Origin of the sequence: Paenibacillus phytorum, assembly GCF_013141715.1 — a bacterium.
Taxonomy (GTDB): domain Bacteria; phylum Bacillota; class Bacilli; order Paenibacillales; family NBRC-103111; genus Paenibacillus_E; species Paenibacillus_E phytorum.
Genome location: NZ_WHOA01000141.1, coordinates 21750 through 40288, shown reverse-complemented (window position 1 = coordinate 40288; position 18539 = coordinate 21750). Strand labels below are relative to the sequence as shown.

General features: G+C 42.9%; 13 protein-coding genes. 7 read left to right on the top strand and 6 right to left on the bottom strand.

The annotated features are described in order from the left end of the window. Positions 1-65 precede the first annotated feature (65 nt). Positions 66-1475, top strand: a complete 1410-nt coding sequence (locus GC098_RS21105) for a PAS domain-containing sensor histidine kinase (RefSeq protein ID WP_171645209.1) — start codon at positions 66-68, stop codon at positions 1473-1475. An 80-nt stretch (positions 1476-1555) separates the two neighbouring features. Here the strand turns inward: GC098_RS21105 and GC098_RS21100 are convergent, their stop codons facing one another. Beyond that, entirely contained in the window at positions 1556-2155 is a 600-nt protein-coding gene (locus GC098_RS21100; protein ID WP_171645208.1) for a 50S ribosomal protein L25, read from the bottom strand. Positions 2156-2318: 163 nt separating this feature from the next. On the opposite strand from GC098_RS21100, the gene GC098_RS21095 reads away from it, so the two are divergent. From GC098_RS21095 to GC098_RS21075, 5 genes are all read left to right on the top strand, one after another. Further along, entirely contained in the window at positions 2319-2612 is a 294-nt protein-coding gene (locus tag GC098_RS21095) for a hypothetical protein (RefSeq protein ID WP_057306536.1), read from the top strand. 184 nt (positions 2613-2796) lie between these two features. Continuing rightward, on the top strand, positions 2797-6945 hold the full coding sequence (locus GC098_RS21090; protein ID WP_171645207.1) for a response regulator: 4149 nt from the start codon (positions 2797-2799) through the stop codon (positions 6943-6945). Between the two features lie 3 nt (positions 6946-6948). After that, entirely contained in the window at positions 6949-7779 is an 831-nt protein-coding gene (locus GC098_RS21085; RefSeq protein ID WP_171645206.1) for a CheR family methyltransferase, read from the top strand. A 27-nt stretch (positions 7780-7806) separates the two neighbouring features. Further along, a complete protein-coding gene (locus GC098_RS21080) occupies positions 7807-8400 on the top strand; it encodes a chemotaxis protein CheB (protein ID WP_171645205.1) in 594 nt (197 codons plus the stop codon). Positions 8401-8410: 10 nt separating this feature from the next. Further along, positions 8411-9544, top strand: a complete 1134-nt coding sequence (locus tag GC098_RS21075; RefSeq protein WP_171645204.1) for a response regulator — start codon at positions 8411-8413, stop codon at positions 9542-9544. A 66-nt stretch (positions 9545-9610) separates the two neighbouring features. Here GC098_RS21075 and GC098_RS21070 read toward each other — a convergent pair whose 3' ends face one another. Continuing rightward, positions 9611-11527, bottom strand: a complete 1917-nt coding sequence (locus GC098_RS21070) for a PAS domain S-box protein (RefSeq protein ID WP_171645203.1) — start codon at positions 11525-11527, stop codon at positions 9611-9613. A gap of 83 nt (positions 11528-11610) precedes the next feature. Further along, positions 11611-12471, bottom strand: coding sequence for an AraC family transcriptional regulator (locus GC098_RS21065; protein WP_171645202.1), 861 nt, complete (start codon positions 12469-12471; stop codon positions 11611-11613). 136 nt (positions 12472-12607) lie between these two features. Here GC098_RS21065 and lacZ point away from each other — a divergent pair, with 136 nt between their 5' ends. Further along, a complete protein-coding gene (gene lacZ, locus GC098_RS21060) occupies positions 12608-15751 on the top strand; it encodes a beta-galactosidase, LacZ type (protein WP_171645201.1) in 3144 nt (1047 codons plus the stop codon). Positions 15752-15823: 72 nt separating this feature from the next. Here the strand turns inward: lacZ and GC098_RS21055 are convergent, their stop codons facing one another. The 3 genes from GC098_RS21055 to GC098_RS21045 all read right to left on the bottom strand — a co-directional run bounded on the left by GC098_RS21055 (position 15824) and on the right by GC098_RS21045 (position 18484). Beyond that, complete coding sequence (locus GC098_RS21055; protein ID WP_171645200.1) at positions 15824-17353, bottom strand: MDR family MFS transporter; 1530 nt, start codon at positions 17351-17353, stop codon at positions 15824-15826. A gap of 62 nt (positions 17354-17415) precedes the next feature. Beyond that, positions 17416-18138: a pentapeptide repeat-containing protein gene (locus GC098_RS21050; protein ID WP_171645199.1), complete on the bottom strand. Its 723-nt coding sequence runs from the start codon at positions 18136-18138 to the stop codon at positions 17416-17418. A 16-nt stretch (positions 18139-18154) separates the two neighbouring features. Beyond that, the gene (locus tag GC098_RS21045; RefSeq protein WP_171645263.1) at positions 18155-18484 is read right to left on the bottom strand and encodes a PadR family transcriptional regulator; all 330 of its coding nucleotides are present in this window, start codon (positions 18482-18484) and stop codon (positions 18155-18157) included. Positions 18485-18539: the final 55 nt, after the last annotated feature.

The window sequence follows — 18539 nt, the reverse complement described above, 5'->3', positions numbered from 1 at the left end:
AGGGTTTTTTCCATTAGAGACGAATTAGCTACAATCACTTGTTTGAAGTAAGGGGATGCTTACTCTTGAAATTGAAAGAACATCTAATCGATTCCTTTATGAATTTAACCTCAGACGGCATTGTCGTCGTTGATGTTAATGGAAAAGTGTTAGAGGTGAATAAGAAGTTTGAAGAATTACATGGCTGGACAAGAGAAGAAGTGATCGGGAAAGTATTGCCGATGACTCCAGATAAATATAAGGAAGATGCTCTTCGGCTATACCAGTCTTTAATAGATGGGGGGCAAAGTTCGGATTTCGAAGCGTTAAAACTAAGAAAAGATGGTTCTACCTTTTATGCGAATGTTACGGTCTCCCCAATGAAAGATAACGAAGGAGTTGTTATTGGGTTTATTGGTGTGGAAAGGGATATTAGTGAAAAGAAAAGAGCCGATGAGGAGCTTTTAGAAAGAGAAAAACAATTTAGAAGGTTGATTAAACTTAATCCAGAACCCATTGCTCTGCATAACGATGGTATCATCCAGTTTGTGAATGATGCCTGTTGTATGCTGTTTGGTGGTGTTTCTTCAGATGACTTTAAGGGTAGATCAATCTATGATTTTTTCTGTGTAAGTGACAAGGATTTCATTTTGGAGCGGCTTCAGTATGTGATGCAGTCGGATTCTTATACGGAGTTTATGGAGATAAAGCTGCAAAAATTAGATGGAACTTTTTTTGATGCCGAAATATCCTCCATTTATGTCCACAAAAACATGGGGTTTCCTGTCGTACAGACTGTGATACGTGATCTCACTGAGCGCAAAAAGTCTGAAGAAGCCATTATTAGGTCAGAAAAACTGTCGCTCATTGGTCAATTGGCAGCTGGGATCGCACATGATATACGTAATCCTTTAACGTCCTTGAAAGGTTTTGTAAAATTACTAAAAGCGAAAAATGCAGACTACGTGGATGTCATGTTGGAAGAATTAGAACATATAAATTATGTTGTTAATGAATTTATGACTCTGGCTAAACCACATCTGAATTGTTATATGGAGAGTACGTCCCTAGGACTTGTCAAAAGTGTAGTTGGTTTTCTGCAGCCTCATGCTCATCTCTATAACGTTCAAATACATATCGACATGGATCCAGATATACCAGCAATTTATTGTAACCCAGATCAAATCAAACAGGTGTTAATTAATATTTTAAAAAATGCTATCGAATCTATGCCTAATGGGGGATTAATTCAAATCGCTATCCGAAATCTAATCAATCAAGGTGTGGTGATCCGCATCGAAGATCAAGGTGTAGGCATTTCTTGCGAGAGGTTATCCCAGTTAGGGGAGCCGTTTTATACGACAAAAGTGAATGGCACTGGTTTAGGGCTTATGGTTTGCAAACGGATAATCGAAGGACATGGAGGCAAATTGTTAATTCAAAGTAAAATTAATCAGGGTACATCTGTGGAAATCGAATTGCCTTGTAAAAAATAGTTCAAGAACTAAAAACCGACTCTTCCGCATAAGCTGCGTAAAGAGCCGGTTTTTTTTCCTGTGTCAGCATGGCAAACACTTTAAGCTTTAGACTCCACAGCTTCCTCTGCCTCTTCTGCAGCTGGTTCAACCGCCACGTCAAGCTTCTGCATGCCAAGTATAGTGACCAGAATGGTTTCTGGATCACTTAACACTTCAACATGCTTGGGAACCTTAAGATCAGCGATGGTTATATGTTCGCCGATACTTAGCTTACTAATATCAACGGCGAGATGTTCCGGGAGCTTGTTCGGCATACAGCGGATCATGACCTCATGAGTTTCTATTTGGAGAATACCGCCTTCCTTGGTGCCCTTAGCTTCCCCCGTGAAATGGACGGCAATCGATGTATCAAGCTGTTCTTTCATATTAATTTGAAGAAAATCAATATGGAGTAATTGACCCGTCAAGCAATCCTTCTGGACTTGATGGACGATTACAGGGTGTTTGGTTTTGGACGGCAGGGTAACATTCAGGATGGCACGAGGATTGCGTTTCAGTGATGCGCGGATTTCTTTTTCCGGGACAGTAACATGTTCGGAATCCATACGAGAGCTATAGACCACAGCAGGAATATGCCCCCCAGCTCGCAGCTTCTTTACAGGACCTGATCTTTCGGATAGTAAAATCGTTGTAGACATGTGTTGCACCTCCGTAGTATTTGTAGAGCGGCTTTCAGCCCTAGTACTCATTTACCCGATAAATTGTGCATTGAAACAGGGGGGAGTTAGGAAAATTTTTCGTTTTGGGCTTCTTTATCTTCTCATTTGATAGTAAAATAGAGGACAAGAGGAGGATTGATAAATGATGAGTACACTGAAGAGTTTCACTGATTCAGATCAACAAATTTCGTTAGAGTTAAGAGATGATCATTTAACTGTGCTTCGTTTCTACGGTGAAACATCCATTTACCCTTTCAAAAATATTTCTCTTGCCTCTGAGCCTATTCCAGAATATCCACTCAATCGTGTGGCTTTAACAGTTATTGATTTCAACACTGGTGTAACCGATTTCAAATTTTCTTCTAGTAAAAATGATTTTGAGATATTCGTCCAAAAGCTGATCGAAGTTCATAGTGAATTTATTCCGAACCACTAGTTTTTCGGTTTTAGTTGAATCTACCAAGGACAGACGATCCCAATCGTTCTGTCCTTTTTGTATATGCTTTTGCAAGCACATTATTGTTCCTTCTGCGCTCGAAAAAGAGGGGGTTTGTCGTAATTTGTAGAATATGTATACCTAAACGTGCTTCACAGTCTCAACCAAAGAGAGGGCTTGCCACATGCAATGGATTCGGAACGCTAAAATAAATTACAAGCTGATATTTATGATTGTACTGCCTATGTTGGGGTTGTTATATTTCTCCTCCAATGCCATCTATGAAAAAGTGAAAGAGCTGTCAGAACTGAACAGGTTACAGACACTGGTTACAACGGAAATCTACATCAATGATCTGATTCATGAGGTTCAGAAAGAGCGGAGCCTATTATCAGGTTACTTTGAAGATAAAACGGTTACCCGTCAACTCGTTGATCAACGTAGGTTTACTGAAGATAAGTCAAGTGCATTTCGGGAGCAATTAAAGTCACTGAACACATCCGTTTTGGGTGATAAGTTTAAGAAAGATGCAAATAATGCGGTAAGCAAGCTAGACCAAATGGTGATTCTTAGGACACAACTGGATCAGGGGAAAGCCAATGAGAATGACACACTTTCCTTTTATTTGGAAACGATAAACAGTCTCTTTGATATGATGCAAAACACGAACGAAATAAGCTCGAATAAACAAATTTCAAACATGCTTACTTCCTATATTTTGTTTTCCAAAAGTAAGGTTGCAGTGAGTAGGGAGCGCGCAGTATTATTTCATGTTTTTTCCGCGAATCGTGCTGATTTCAATGATTTTGAACAGATCGGTGTGTTAGAGAACGAACAATTGCTTTATTATAAGGAATCCAAATTACTCGCATCAGAGGCAGCGCAACAACTCTATCAGAAGACGATGAAGGGACAAGCTGTTACCGAGGTCGATCGTCTCGTACAACTAGTCCTAAAAGCGGAACCTGGGAAAGCCCTAGGAGTGGATTCTCAGCTATGGTACAACGTGGCGACACAAGAAGTAGATCTTCTTAAAGAGGTTGAGGATGGACTTTCAACAGAATTAATTCAAAGCATGGAAATAAACAAAAAGAGTACCGCACAATCGTTGATGGGTGTGGCCATATTTAACGTCATTATTCTAATCCTCTCATTTTTGGCCATCGTTTTGATATCCAGGATGCTTTTATCTCAAATCCGACTGCTTAAGAGATCTACGGAACTCATTCTGACAGGCGTTACAGATATTCATCTGGATGTTCAATCGAAGGATGAATTTGGCGAGCTGATGGAAGCCTTCAATCACATGGTAGCTAGCTTTAAAGAGGTCATTACTCAGGCAGATCGCATCTCATTAGGTGAATATGAGCAGACGATTGTTCCTCGTTCAGATCGGGATCAGCTGAGTGTGGCATTAATTCGAATGCTGACCTCTTTAAAAGAAACGACCGCTGAAAATGAGCGGCAATTCTGGTTGAAAACGCAGTTAGCTCGTCTGACGGGGCTTGCACAAGGCGTTGCAAGTGTACACCAGCTAGTGGGCATGCTTATATCTGAAATTTCGCGTCTTGTCGGAGCAGGTCAAGGTATTATGTATTTGAAAGACACTCATTCCAGTCAGAATCAGTCCAATGAATTTGTACTCTTGGGCAGTTATGCTTTTAAAGAAAGAAAGAACGTAGCCAATCGGGTTCGACCTGGGGAAGGTCTAGTGGGGCAATGTATTCTTGAGAAAAAGCCTATCTTGTTATCGAATGTGCCTGGCGATTATATACACATACAATCAGGTCTTGGGGAATCGAAACCGTTCCAAATCGTCGTTCTTCCTATCCTCTTCGAGGAGGAAGTGTTGGCCGTTATAGAGCTTGCGGCTTTTAAACCATTTACTGGCATAGAGCATGATTTATTGGAGCAATTATCCGATACACTGGGCGTTGTCATTCATGCCGCTAACAGCCGTCAGAAAACGGAATCTTTATTGCGTGAATCACAACTATTAACGGAAGAGCTTCAAACACAGCAGGAAGAATTGCGCACGGCCAATGAAGAATTGGAAGAGCAGACACTGATGCTGAAGCAATCCGAAGAAAAGATGCGAATCCAAAGTGAGGAACTTCAGGCAATTAATGAAGAGCTAGAGGAAAAAACCAATTATTTGGAAGTACAAAAAGCTGACATCGAAAAGCAGAATGCCTTTATTCAATTATCGAAGCAGGACTTAGAAGAAAAAGCCAAAGAGTTGGAACAAGCGAGTCAGTATAAATCAGAGTTTTTGGCCAATATGTCGCATGAACTCCGGACGCCACTTAACAGCTTGCTGATTTTATCTAAATCATTATCCTCGAATGAAGATGGTAATTTAACAGAAGATCAAATCGAGTCGGCTAAAATTATCCATAACGGCGGCTTGGATCTATTGACTTTAATTAACGATATTTTGGATTTATCTAAAGTGGAAGCGGGCAAATTGGACATCCAAATGGAAGAAGTGAGGCTGGACGATTTACTTCAGTCACTCCGTTACCAATTTAATCCAGTTGCCAAAGAAAAGGGCCTTTCGTTTATTTTAAAACTTGATGATCAAGTCCCGGAAATCGTGACGACTGATGGTCAGCGCACCGAACAAATCCTGAAAAACCTTTTATCCAATGCATTTAAGTTTACGGCTTCTGGAAGCGTTACGGTTGAGATCGCGCGTGCTGGAACAGGAACGGTTTACCAAAATAACCATCTGGAAGAAAATGGATCTATAGCTCTGACTGTAACCGATACGGGGATAGGTATTCCTGCTAGTAAACAGCAAGCTATATTCGAAGCTTTTCAGCAGGCGGATGGTACGACGAGTCGCAAATATGGAGGAACGGGACTTGGTTTAACCATTTCTAGAGAGTTAGCTAAGCTATTGGGCGGCGAAATTCATATGCGTAGTACCGATGGGAAAGGCAGCAGCTTTACGCTTTATCTCCCGTTCGGAGGAGCAGCTGACGTCGAAATGACGGAGCCAAAAATAGCATCGATAAAAGTTCCTACAGCAGGCGATACACTACAAATTTCAAGTGAATTGTTGATTGCAAGCACTATTGAAGATCATCATTTAGCGGCTCAACCAGCGAAAACGTTCTTGCCTGATGATCGTGAAAACCTAAAGAATAGCGTGCAAGACAAAGTTATTTTGATCGTGGAAGATGATCCGGCGTTCGCCAAAATTCTTATGGATATGTCTTACAAAAAGGGATTCAGGTGCCTTGCGGCAGGAGATGGTTTCAGTGCCCTTCAATTAGCCAAGCAGTATATTCCAAGCGCGATTCTTTTGGATTTGGGGCTTCCGGATATGGACGGCCTGAAGGTCCTGGATCATTTGAAATATCATAATGAAACACGTCACATTCCTGTGCACATCATTTCAGGTCGAGATAGAAGCTCAGACTCCTTACAGCGCGGGGCCATCGGCTATTTGTCCAAACCGATTCAAGTGGAAGACATCGAAGCTGTTTTTAACAAAATTGAGCATAAGCTGCAAGAACGCATCCAACAGGTCTTAGTGGTTGAGGATGATTTGAATAATCAAAAGGCTATTCATGAACTGCTCAAGCATAAGAAGGTTGACATCCATAGTGTTTCTACGGGTAAAGAAGGTCTGCAGCTTATGCGATCACAACCCTTTGATTGTGTGATTCTGGATCTAACATTGCCGGATATGACAGGATTTGAACTGCTGCAGCAGTTAGTTATTGATTCAGAGAGTTCCATACCGCCGATCATTATTAATACAGGAAAAGAGCTCACACAAGAAGAGTATAAGGAATTAAACCAGTTTACGGACAGCATTGTGATCAAAGGTGCGAATTCACCGGATCGCTTGCTGGATGAGGTTTCTCTCTTCCTTCATAGCGTACATAAATCCCTTCCACAAGCGCAGAAAGAAATGATTCGTCTGGTGCGTGATTCCGATGAATCCTTGAAGGGACGTAAAATTTTGCTGGTGGATGATGACCTGCGCAACACGTTTGCCTTATCCAAAGTATTAAGGAAACACGGCTTGGATGTCGTGATGGCGGATAATGGGAAGCTGGCATTGGATAAACTGGAAAGTGAAAGCGGGATCGAGCTGGTTATTATGGATATTATGATGCCGGTGATGGACGGTTATGAAGCCATAAGTCATATTCGCACCATGCCGAAGTTCCAGTCCCTCCCGATTATCGCCTTAACCGCAAAGGCCATGACAGGTGACCGTGAAAAATGTATAGAGAGGGGAGCCAATGATTATATGACGAAACCGGTAGATACCGATAAATTGTTATCATTAATCAGGGTTTGGCTCTTACGATAAAAAATGCCAGAAAAACTAGCAGAAAAGATTGAAGTCGATCTTGTATTGGAAGCTATTTATAAGCGGCATGGGTATGATTTCCGTAATTATGCCCGTTCCTCTTTAATGAGAAGATTGCACTATGTCAGGCAGAAATCAAGTCTTGAACGACTGTCTGATATGATTCCATTGGTTCTCTATGATGAAGCGTTTGCCAATCAATTACTGCTGGATATATCGGTAACCGTCACCGAAATGTTTCGAGACCCTGAGTTTTTTGTTGAGCTGCGCAGTCTCGTGATTCCTTTGCTGAAGACGTATCCATTTGTGAAAATATGGCACGCTGGTTGTGCAACAGGGGAAGAAGTCTACTCGATGGCTGTTCTACTGGAAGAAGAAGGTTTCTATGATCGTGTTCAAATTTACGCGACGGATATGAATCAAGAGTCACTTACTACTGCGGAAGAAGGCATTTACCCGTTAGAAAGTATCCGGAATTTCACTAAAAATTATCAAAAAAGCGGAGGCAATGCCTCCTTCTCGGATTACTATCATGCTAAATATCAGATGGGCAAAATGAAGGAAGCTTTGAAAAGAAACATCGTGTTCTCGCAGCATAATTTGGCAACGGACAACGCCTTTGGTGAGATGCATCTCATTATTTGTAGGAATGTGCTCATTTACTTTGATAAGCAATTGCAAAATCAAGTCTATCAACTTTTCAACCAAAGTCTCGTTCCACGCGGTTTCCTGTGCCTTGGCAGTAAGGAATCTATCGAGTTTTCAGAGATTCAGTCTCAATATGAAGCACTCTCCTCTAAGTGGAGAATTTTTAGGAAGCAGCTGCCATTGTAAGAAAGGTTATAGAGAGGGAGTGAGCCCATGCACCCATTGGAAGCCGTTGTTGTGGGGGTATCGGCAGGCGGGCTTAAGGCACTCTCGCGTCTGTTATCCTATCTCCCATCTGACTACAGCTTACCGATTATCATCGTACAGCATATTTTGGAGAGCAGTGACAGCTATTTAGCCGAATATTTAAATACGCAGGTTGCTATACATGTCAAAGAAGCGATAGATAAAGAGACCATTCAACCTCATCACGTTTATCTCGCCCCACCTGGCTATCATTTGCTTATTGAAGATGATCGTTCGTTAAGCCTATCCATCGATCCTAAAGTCAATTATTCTCGGCCTTCGGTAGACGTTTTGTTCGATAGTGCAGCGTTCGTCTTCCAAGAGGGGTGTGTAGGAGTTGTCTTAACGGGAGCCAACCGAGATGGCAGCGCTGGACTCAGGACGATCAAGATGAGTGGTGGCTTAACGATTGTGCAGGACCCTGAAACGGCGGAGTTCCCTATAATGCCACAAGCAGCAATTGACACTGTAAAGGTTGATTATATTTTGTCCTTAGAAGACATAGGAAAGTTTCTGAGACAATTACATGATCTCGAACGAATCCATCATTCTAAGAGTTAGGAGGGCCTATATGGATACTCAGAAAAATAGGCATCAGGCGCCAAAAATTTTAGTCGTTGATGATCGTAAAGAAAATTTATTCGCTATGCAGAAAATTCTGCAAGTGCTCCATTGTGATGTGTATGTCGTCCAATCAGGCAACGAAGCCCTATCCTATACCCTGCGCCATGACTTTGCGCTTATTTTACTTGATGTGAATATGCCGGAAATGGATGGCTTTGAGCTCGCGGAGCTGCTGCGAAGTAACGAGGAAACGAAGCATATTCCCATCATTTTTGTAACAGCCAGTAATAAAGAGGATCAGAGCGTATTCAAAGGATATGAGAGCGGCGCTGTGGATTATTTGTTCAAGCCTGTCAATGCCGATATTCTGCTCAGCAAAGTAAAAGTATTTCTAGAACTCAATCGAAGAAATAAAGAGCTGGAGGCCATTCAATCGGAGCTTGAGCGCAGTAACGAGAGCTTAAGGGAGTTCGCACAGGTCGTTTCGCATGATTTGAAAAATCCGCTGAATGTAATTACGGGGTTGAGCGAGCTTCTTATAGCAAGACATAGTGCGGATATGACTCCAAAAGGTAAAGAATATATGAACCAAATTTCAGCGACTGCTGATCGGATGAACCACTTAATCACCGATTTGCTCTCCTATGCCCAATTAAACGCGAAATCGGTTACTTTCGGAAATGTTGATTTGAATGAAGTCGTGATGAATGTGATATCGGACTTAAGCAGCACGATTGAACATAATGAAGGACAGGTTATCATGCAAGACAGGCTTCCAATTATTCAAGCGGATGCAACTCAAATGTATCAACTATTTCAAAATATTATCGCAAACGGGCTGAAGTATCGTAGGAAGGAACAATCACCGATTATTCAGATTTCCTTATTGGAAGGAAATGAACCGGATACCTTTGTCATTCAAATCCAAGATAATGGCATTGGTATGAAAAAAGAGGACATCCCATCGATTTTCACTCCCTTCAAACGGCTGGACAATGCCAAAGCCTACGAGGGTACCGGTCTTGGGCTTGCCACGGTGCAGAAAATCATTGAAAGACACGATGGCCTCATGGAAGTGGAAAGTATTCTCGGTGAAAGATCAACTTTTCGTGTTCATCTGCCAATATCTCAAGGATTTTAAAAATAAAGTGAAACGGATTCTGTGAAACCGCCGCGGCGGTTTTTTTGTTATATGGTTGGGTTTCGTTTAGCTTGAATGATGTTTGTTCTTCATATAGGTCTCGATAATTTCAAGAAGAGACTTATTTTTGATCGGTTTGCTCAAATAATCGTCCATGCCCGCAGCGAGGCAGCTTTCGCGATCTTCTTTTAAGGCATTCGCAGTTACAGCGACGATCATGGGACATCGTCCTGGCGGGAGTGTTTGTTTAATCATTGCGGTTGCCTCTAATCCGTTAATGATCGGCATTTGGAGATCCATAAATATGATATCAAAACGGTCCCTTAAGGCGAACTTCACTGCTTCTTCCCCGTTAGCAGCAACTGTAATGATATGCCCCTGCTTCTCTAGCATTTTAATTAAAACAAATTGATTAATGGCATTGTCTTCGGCGATAAGTATGTGTAGGGAAGCATGCGCGACACCTTCATTTGTATTACCTTGGTATTCATCTGAATGATGATCCTCTTTGAGACAAAGTGTGAAGATGATCGTAGTGCCTGGATCGTCGGTAGGCTCTACCCAAATATCGCCGCCCATTAGTCGGACCAGCTTTTTCGAAATAGCTAAGCCAAGCCCTGTACCCTCGTATTTGCGTGTCATCACATGATCGACTTGATTGAAAGGCTCGAAGATATAGCTCCTTTTATCAGCTGGAATGCCGATTCCGCTATCTTTTACAATGAATTCGAGTTGTATGATGTGATCTTCTTGTACGCGTTTATTGACATGTACGGAGATTCCGCCGAATGGCGTAAACTTGATGGCATTGCCAACCAAATTAATAAGTACCTGCTTCAACCGTTCTGAATCACCCACTACTGAGTGAGGGACGTTGGGATCTACTGTAAATGTCGTGGATAACTGCTTTTCATCCGCTTTGGTCGATAAAATATTAAACGTTTCAGAGATCGTGTCTCGGATATCGAAAGGGATTTCATGTAATTCTGTTTTACCGGATTCTATTTTGGAGAAGTCTAAAATGTCATTAATGATACGAAGCAGCGTTTCACCGCTCTTATGAATAATCTCTACGTACTCTTTTTGTTCTTCGTCTAACGTTGTCGTTTGCAGCAAAAGGTCTGTCATTCCGATAACGCCATTCATCGGCGTCCGAATTTCATGGCTCATTATCGCCAGAAATTCACTCTTCGCTTTATTCGTATTCTCAGCGGTTTCCTTCTCAATCATTAATTTCTTCTGTTCGGTCATGTCCTTGGCAATAATATAGTACCCAACATTCATTTCGTTCATGATGATGGGAGCGATGGTCGTCAGTACTTCAACAATATGACCATTGATTTGACGAATATGATCAATCTTCTTCTCCATGGAAGCATCGTGTAGGGAATCGGTAAGGATTTGTTTCACATTGTTTTTGCCTACAAATCTGGAGAAAGGCATTCCAACGAATTCATTGTTGTAGAAGCCTAACAACTCTTGTGCCCGCGTATTGCCATTGACAATAACTCCGTCCAAATCAAGTGAAATGACGGCATCATGTGTATGCATTTTCAGAGGGGTATACCGATCAATGGACTCTTGAAGCTTTTGTTCAATAGACTTGAGCTGTGAAATATCCGTCATATGAACGATACCATAGAGAGGCTGCCCGGTTTGAGTATCACAAACCAAAGTGAGTTGGACGGATGTCCATATGGTGTCGCCATTTTTGTGCAAATAACGGATATCCATGGTAAAAGAAGAAGCCACACGAGCTAACAAGTTTTGAACTTGATCCGTGTAGGGCAGCCAATCATCAAGAAAGGTGATTTCACGCATGTTAAGCTTCTCGAGCTCATCTTCCGAATACCCGAGAATCGAGCAATATGCTGGATTAACTTTCAGTAGGGACCCGTTTAAAGATAAACAGGCAATCCCATGAGGAGAGAACTGAACCATCTGCTCGAAGAAACGATGGTTATCGAGTTGTAAGCTGCTCATCATTAGCCCCCAATCATTTTACCCATATATAACCATCATAAGCTTTTTTTGAAACGAAAACGACTTTCGACTAGGTGGTCGAACTAACGGAAATCCTCCGCTTGGTTCTTTTTGTTGTATTGATTTCTGAAAACTTCGGGCGTCAAACCGACGGATTTGCGAAATGTCGAGATGAAATGCGAAGCGTCGAGGAAGCCGGTAGCTTCGGCGATCTGTTTCACCGTTTGATTAGGCTGAGCGATTAGCAATTCCTTGGATTTCTGTAGGCGAAGCTGCAGTAAGTATTGGTAAGGAGAGAGGCCAAACGCTTTGCGGAACAACGTATTGACATGTTGAGAGCTTATGCCAAGCAGCTGAGACATCCATCCAAGTCCTACGTCGGAAGATGCGAAGCTAATCTCAAGCTCCAACAAAAGCGGCAGCAAGCGCTCGTGACTTTGGGAAAAGGATGCGCTTTTATTTACGTTACCGTGCTTTTTGAGCAGAGTAAGGAATTGATAAATTTCAAGTGAACCATTCATGCCTGTAAAGTCATGACTGTAGCGGTACTTTTCGTAATAGTACTCATGAATACTTGCGAGAGGGGTTTCCATGCCCCAGCTAATTGGTGTGGATAATGGTATCTCTAAGGCATATACAATGGAAGCAGCGAGCGCACCATCGAAGGTTAAATACCACGTCGACCACTTGGCGGCAGTGATGTTATATTCATGCGGGACGCCAGCAGGCAGAAGCATGCCTTGATTCTCACTCAACTTGATGGATCCGCTTTCGAGGATGATTTCTCCGCTGCCTTCAATCGTTTGGAGCCAATGAAAGCAGGGATAGCCTTCTTCTCGCTTGTAGAACTTCTGCTCATTTTCGTAACCGACTGTTTCTAGGATGAGAGGAAGCTTCCGGTCCGTTTCTGTAATGAGGAAAAATTTCCTGTAATCGGTAACCATCGCTCTGAGGTTCAACTCTTTCATTTTTTAATATGGGATGCGTATTATCTTATATTTTAAAAGAAATTATTGTCTTGTACAATAAGAAGATAGTTGAAGAAATTTATACACCCTATAGAAGTGAGGAATTCAAGAAATGGCTAAAAAATTCGTATATACACCGCCCGTAAACGGATACCCGGAATGGAATAATAATCCTCAGATTTTTCAATTGAATCGCATGGAAGCTCATGCCACATTAATGCCTTACAAGTCCGAAGATGAGGCACTAGCGGGAGTTCGTGAAGCGTCCGATTCTTATCAATCATTGAATGGAACTTGGAAGTTTCATTTTGCTGAGAATGCGCAAGGCCGTCCGCAAGAGTTTTACAAGAGCGACTACGATTGCAGCAGTTGGGCGGACATCGCCGTGCCTTCCCATTGGCAGCTGCAAGGCTTCGACTTTCCACAATATACGAATGTCATCTATCCTTGGGTCGGCCATGAAGATTTGAAGGCCCCATTTGCTCCAGTAAAGTATAACCCTGTGGGCTCTTATTCGCGCTGCTTCACGGTTCCGGCAGCATGGGCAGATCAACCCGTATACATCAGCTTTCAAGGGGTTGAATCGGCTTTCTATGTGTGGGTTAACGGCGATTTGGTGGGCTTTAGTCAGGATTCGTTTACGCCTGCGGATTTTGATATTACACCTTACTTGGTAGAGGGTGAGAATAAGCTTGACGTCGAGGTTTACCGTTGGAGTGATGCGAGCTGGTTGGAGGATCAAGATTTCTGGCGGTTAAGCGGTATTTTCCGCGATGTGTATATGTATAGCACGCCAACAATGCATATTTCAGATTTCAAGGTATTGACGAATCTGGACGATTCCTTCGAAAATGCTGATCTGCGTATTCAAGCAAAAGTCACGAATTACGATGGACTTAGCAGCGGAACACGACGTGTGGAAGCTTCTCTATATGATAGTGAATTGAAGCCGCTATGGAAGGAGCCTCTTTCCGTAGAAGTAAATGTAAGTGGCGCTGCTAAACAGGAAGTAGAGCTCTCCGTCCAAGTGGATCGGCCTGCAAAATGGAGCGCGGAGAAGCCAACTCTATATACACTTGTTTTGAGCTTAAGAGATGAAAATGGCTCGCTGCTGGAAACGGAAAGCTGCAAGGTTGGATTCCGTAAATTCGAAATCCAAGATGGTTTGATGAAGATCAATGGTGAGCGTATTGTGTTCAAAGGCGTTAATCGTCATGAATTCGATACGGATCGTGGCCGTTCTGTTGATAAGGCAAGCATGCTTGCTGATATTTTGCTCATGAAACAACACAATATCAATGCTGTACGGACTTCGCACTATCCAAACGACCCGCACTGGTATGAACTATGTGATCAATATGGGCTGTATGTCATTGATGAAACGAACCTCGAGACACATGGCTCATGGACCTATGGATCGGATGTTGAAGGAGACGCTGTACCGGGAAGTAAGCCAGAATGGACGGGAGCTGTGCTGGACCGGGCGAATTCGATGATGCAAAGAGATAAGAACCATCCTTCAATTGTGATTTGGTCGCTAGGCAATGAGGCGTTCGGTGGCGATAACTTTATTAAAATGCACGACTTCTTGCGTGTTGCCGATCCTTCAAGAGTTGTACATTACGAAGGAGTTTTCCACTTCCGCGCATCAGATGCGGCGTCGGACATTGAAAGTCAAATGTACACCAAAATTGAGAAAATCGAAGAATACGCGAGAAATAAGCCGAAGAAACCGTTTATTCTGTGTGAATACAGCCATGCGATGGGGAATTCATGCGGCAATTTATTTAAGTACTGGGAGTTGTTTGACAAGTATCCGGTTCTCCAAGGTGGCTTTATTTGGGACTGGATCGATCAATCTATAAGAACAACAACTCCAGAGGGTGTTACCTACCAAGCCTACGGCGGCGATTTCGGAGATACACCGAACGATGGCAACTTCTGCGGTAACGGATTAATTTTCGCTGATCGTACGCCATCACCGAAGATCTATGAAGTGAAGAAATGCTACCAGAATGTGAAGTTCGAAGCGCTCGATCTTGCGAGTGGCCAAGTGAAGGTGACGAATCACTATTTATTTACTGATCTGAGTGAGTTTGATTGGACATGGTCTATCGCACGTAATGGTGAGCCTGTGGGTGAAGCCGAGCGTGGACAATTCACTGTAAAGCCAGGAGAAACAGCTGTTATTGAGTTGGCTCTAGATCATATGGAAACCATTTTGCCAAAAGATGAGTTTGTACTGACGATCAGTCTACAGCTGAAAGAAGATACGAATTGGGCGCAGAAGGGGCATGAAATCGCTTGGGAGCAGTTCTTGCTTCCAGTTCGTAAAGCGGCTTGGTCTCATTCTGAACAGGCAGCCCTAGAATCCGCGGCGACCTTGTCTACTATAGAAGCTGTACAAATTGCTTCAACTAAGGAAACAATTAGCCTTAAGGGAGGCAACTTCTCTCTTGAATTGAATGCTGCAACTGGTGATATCACTTCCTACATGTACGAGGGAAGCGAGCTGTTCCTGACAGGTCCTGCACCAAATTTCTGGCGTGCTTATACCGATAATGATCGCGGCAACCAGCATCACATTCGCTGTGCGCCATGGCAAGAGGCAGGTAGTGGAAGAACGCTGCAATCTTTGACAGCTAAATCGATTGTCGATGGCCGTGCCGAGGTGCAGGTTCGCTTTGAATTAGCGACAAAGCCAACTTCCGAGGTGCAATTGGTTTACATGGTATCGCCTAGCGGGGAAGTAGAAGTACGTATGGAGCTTGTGCCTGGAGCTCATTTACCTGAAATTCCGGAGATTGGCGTACTCTTCCAATTAGACAGCTCCTTCCAGCAATTGAGCTGGTACGGCCGTGGTCCACATGAGAACTATTGGGATCGTGCAACCTCCGCCAAACTGGCTTTGCACAGCGGTACCGTTGAGGAACAGTTCGTTCCATACTTACGCCCGCAGGAATGCGGCAATAAAACGGATGTGCGCTGGGCGACGTTGACAGATGTGAATGGGCGTGGACTCCGAATTACAGGACTTCCTACCGTTGAATTGAACGCTCTGCCTTATTTACCTTCCGAGTTGGAAGCTCATGACCATACGTATAAGCTGCCAGTTAGTGATAAAGTCGTGCTGAGGGTGAATTATAAGCAGATGGGCGTCGGCGGGGATGACAGCTGGGGTGCCAGAACACACCCAGAGTTCACGCTGTATGCTAACCGTAATTATTCGTACTCATTCACGTTTAAAGGAATTTAAGTGATTCACTTCAAATAAAAAGTGCCACTTCATCTACAGGTTTGTTGTAGTTGGAGTGGCACTTTTTTTGTCTTAATGTGATATAGCTGCTTCGGTTTCTTGGGTTGGATCCAGCTTTTCTTTGCTCATCGCGATGGCACAAACGAAGGCAAGAACAGCAGGAATTATAGTCCAAGCAAAGGTGAGAACGATGGAAGACGATAATGCGGTTGTGATTTTCTCGAGAACAGGTGCAGGAATCTCCATTCGTTTCGCGGGATCAAGCAGCGTATGCGAGTCTCCGGTTGGTATTGCAGCGCCCGTTTGACCTTGACCTGCAAAAACATCCGTCAATTTTCGCGTTAAAGCATGACTTTGAACAATTCCGAATACGGTGATACCTAGCGTCATCCCCAAGGAACGGAGGAAGTTCAGGGTTGAAGATGCTGAACCACGCTGCCGTGGCTCGAACAGATGAATGGCAGCATTACTTAAAACAGAGAAGGAAGCTCCTATGCCAAGTCCAATAATAATCATGTAAATCGTGACAAGCCAACGAGGGGATTCTGGCGATAATGTCGTCAAGAGAGCTGTTCCGACAATAAGCAGGAAGGTCGTTGGAATCATAATCGCTCGATAACTCATTTTATTCATTAAAAAACCGCCGCCTGTTGCCGTTACAACGGAGCCTAACATCATAGGAAGAAGAACTAAGCCAGAATTGGTAGCGGTCCCGCCTAATACACCTTGAATGAAAATCGGGATATAGACGGATGCTGTGATAAAAGCTGCGCCGCTAAAAATGGCAACGGCATTACTTGATGCATACAAACGATTTTTGAACATCGCAAATGAGATAATAGGTTCAGCAGCGCGACGCTCAACGAAGACGAAGATGATTGTTAACACCGCAAACAGAGCGAATAAACCAAAGATAAATGCTGAATCCCAAGCGTATTCCTTACCGCCTAATTCAAGAGCGAACATGAGGGAGACGATGGCACCAACAAGTGTAAAAGCGCCCCACCAATCGATTCTTTGTTTAGAATGCTCAACGGATTCGCGATAAAAGAAAGCAACAAAAATAAGTGAGATTAAACCAAGAGGGAGATTAATGTAAAATACCCATTTCCAGTTCACATAATCTGTCATATAAGCGCCGAGAAGTGGCCCGAAAATGCTGGACATGCCGAACACGGCTCCGAACAATCCACCTAGTTTACCGCGGCTTTCTGCGGGAACGGCATCAAACATAATTGTGAAAGCAACCGGTAACATGGCGCCGCCGCCGATACCTTGAATAGCGCGATAAACACTGAGCTCTATAATCGAACTTGCTGTTCCACATAGGATGGATCCAAGCATGAACACGATAACACCAAAGATGAAAAACTTTTTGCGTCCGTACATATCGGAAAGTTTGCCGAATATCGGCATGCCGGCCATTTCCGCCACCATATATGCCGAAGTGACCCAAACGAATTTATCCAATCCGCCTAATTCACCGATGATGGTGCCCATGGCTGTGGCTACAATGGTATTGTCCATGGCGGCCATTAGGATACCCAGCAATAGCCCGGCAATTACAATGCCTAACCCTTTGTTTTTGTTTTGCGCTGACATTTTGATTGTTTTCCTCACTTTCTCTGAATCCGATTTAATTTATTTTATAGGAAGAGTTACTACTAAATGATAGTTACATGACTTAAGTTAGCTTTAAACCCTTTTAACAAAGCATAGGTCACTTTATCCATCTTGGCACCATCAAAGATTGTTTTCTTGATGTCAGATTTGAAGGAACAGCTTTGAAGTGTGGCATTTCGGAACGTGGTTCCTTTTAGATTTGAATGATGAAAAGTAGTTCCAGTAAAGAGTAGGTTATCCATACATACACCGGTTAAATCGCAAGAACGGAACTCTATAAGGTCTAACGTACAATTCTTGAAGCTGACACCTCTAAGATTGGATTTAGAAAACTTCGTTCCCGTCAAATTAGCACCGTCGAACTTTACCCGATCTAAGTTGCTGCACTTAAAGGAAGCATTGGTTAAGTCTGAATGGCTGAAATCGGAATCTTGCAGGTTGCTGTAATTGAACTTACCATCATGGACTTTGATGGCCTTCAGATCGGATTTTTGCAAATTCTGCATAGAGAAATCAATGCCAATGATTTGTTGGAGCTTCGTGGTGTTTGCATGAATGCTTTCGATAAGCTCGGATATTTCGCCGATGGATGCGATCGTCCTTTGAAAGGCAGCTTCTTCATCGAAGCCATCCTTTTGCAGATCTTGGAGTCTTTCCTGCAAATCAGTTAAAAGCTCTTCTTTTAATTCCTGAATGGGTCTCAAATCTTCATAATGTGAAAAAATTTCATTCAAATAAGCAATGAGCCTTGGGTTTGGTTTCATCCCTCATACCGCCTTTCTAAATGAGCAAATCGAGAATGGTCTTCGCATGTTCCCAGTTTAACTTGTTGATCTTGAAAGCTTCTTTGCCTTTATCATTGATGCGATAGTATTTCCTACGGCCGCCTTGTGTTTCATCCCCCCAGTAGGAGGTAATGCTTTCTTCCTGTTCTAGTCGCTTGAGGCTGGAGTACATGGTTGCTTCCTTCAGTTCATATTCCCCGCCTGAAGTAACTTGCACCAGCTTTGAAATTTCATAGCCATATTTATCTCCGGAAATTAACAATTTGAGAATAATGCTGTCGGTGTGTCCTCGAATAAGATCGGACGTTATTTTCAAGTCAACTATAACCCTCACCTCCTATATTATAATATAAAATAAAATACTCTGTCTGTCAAAGTAA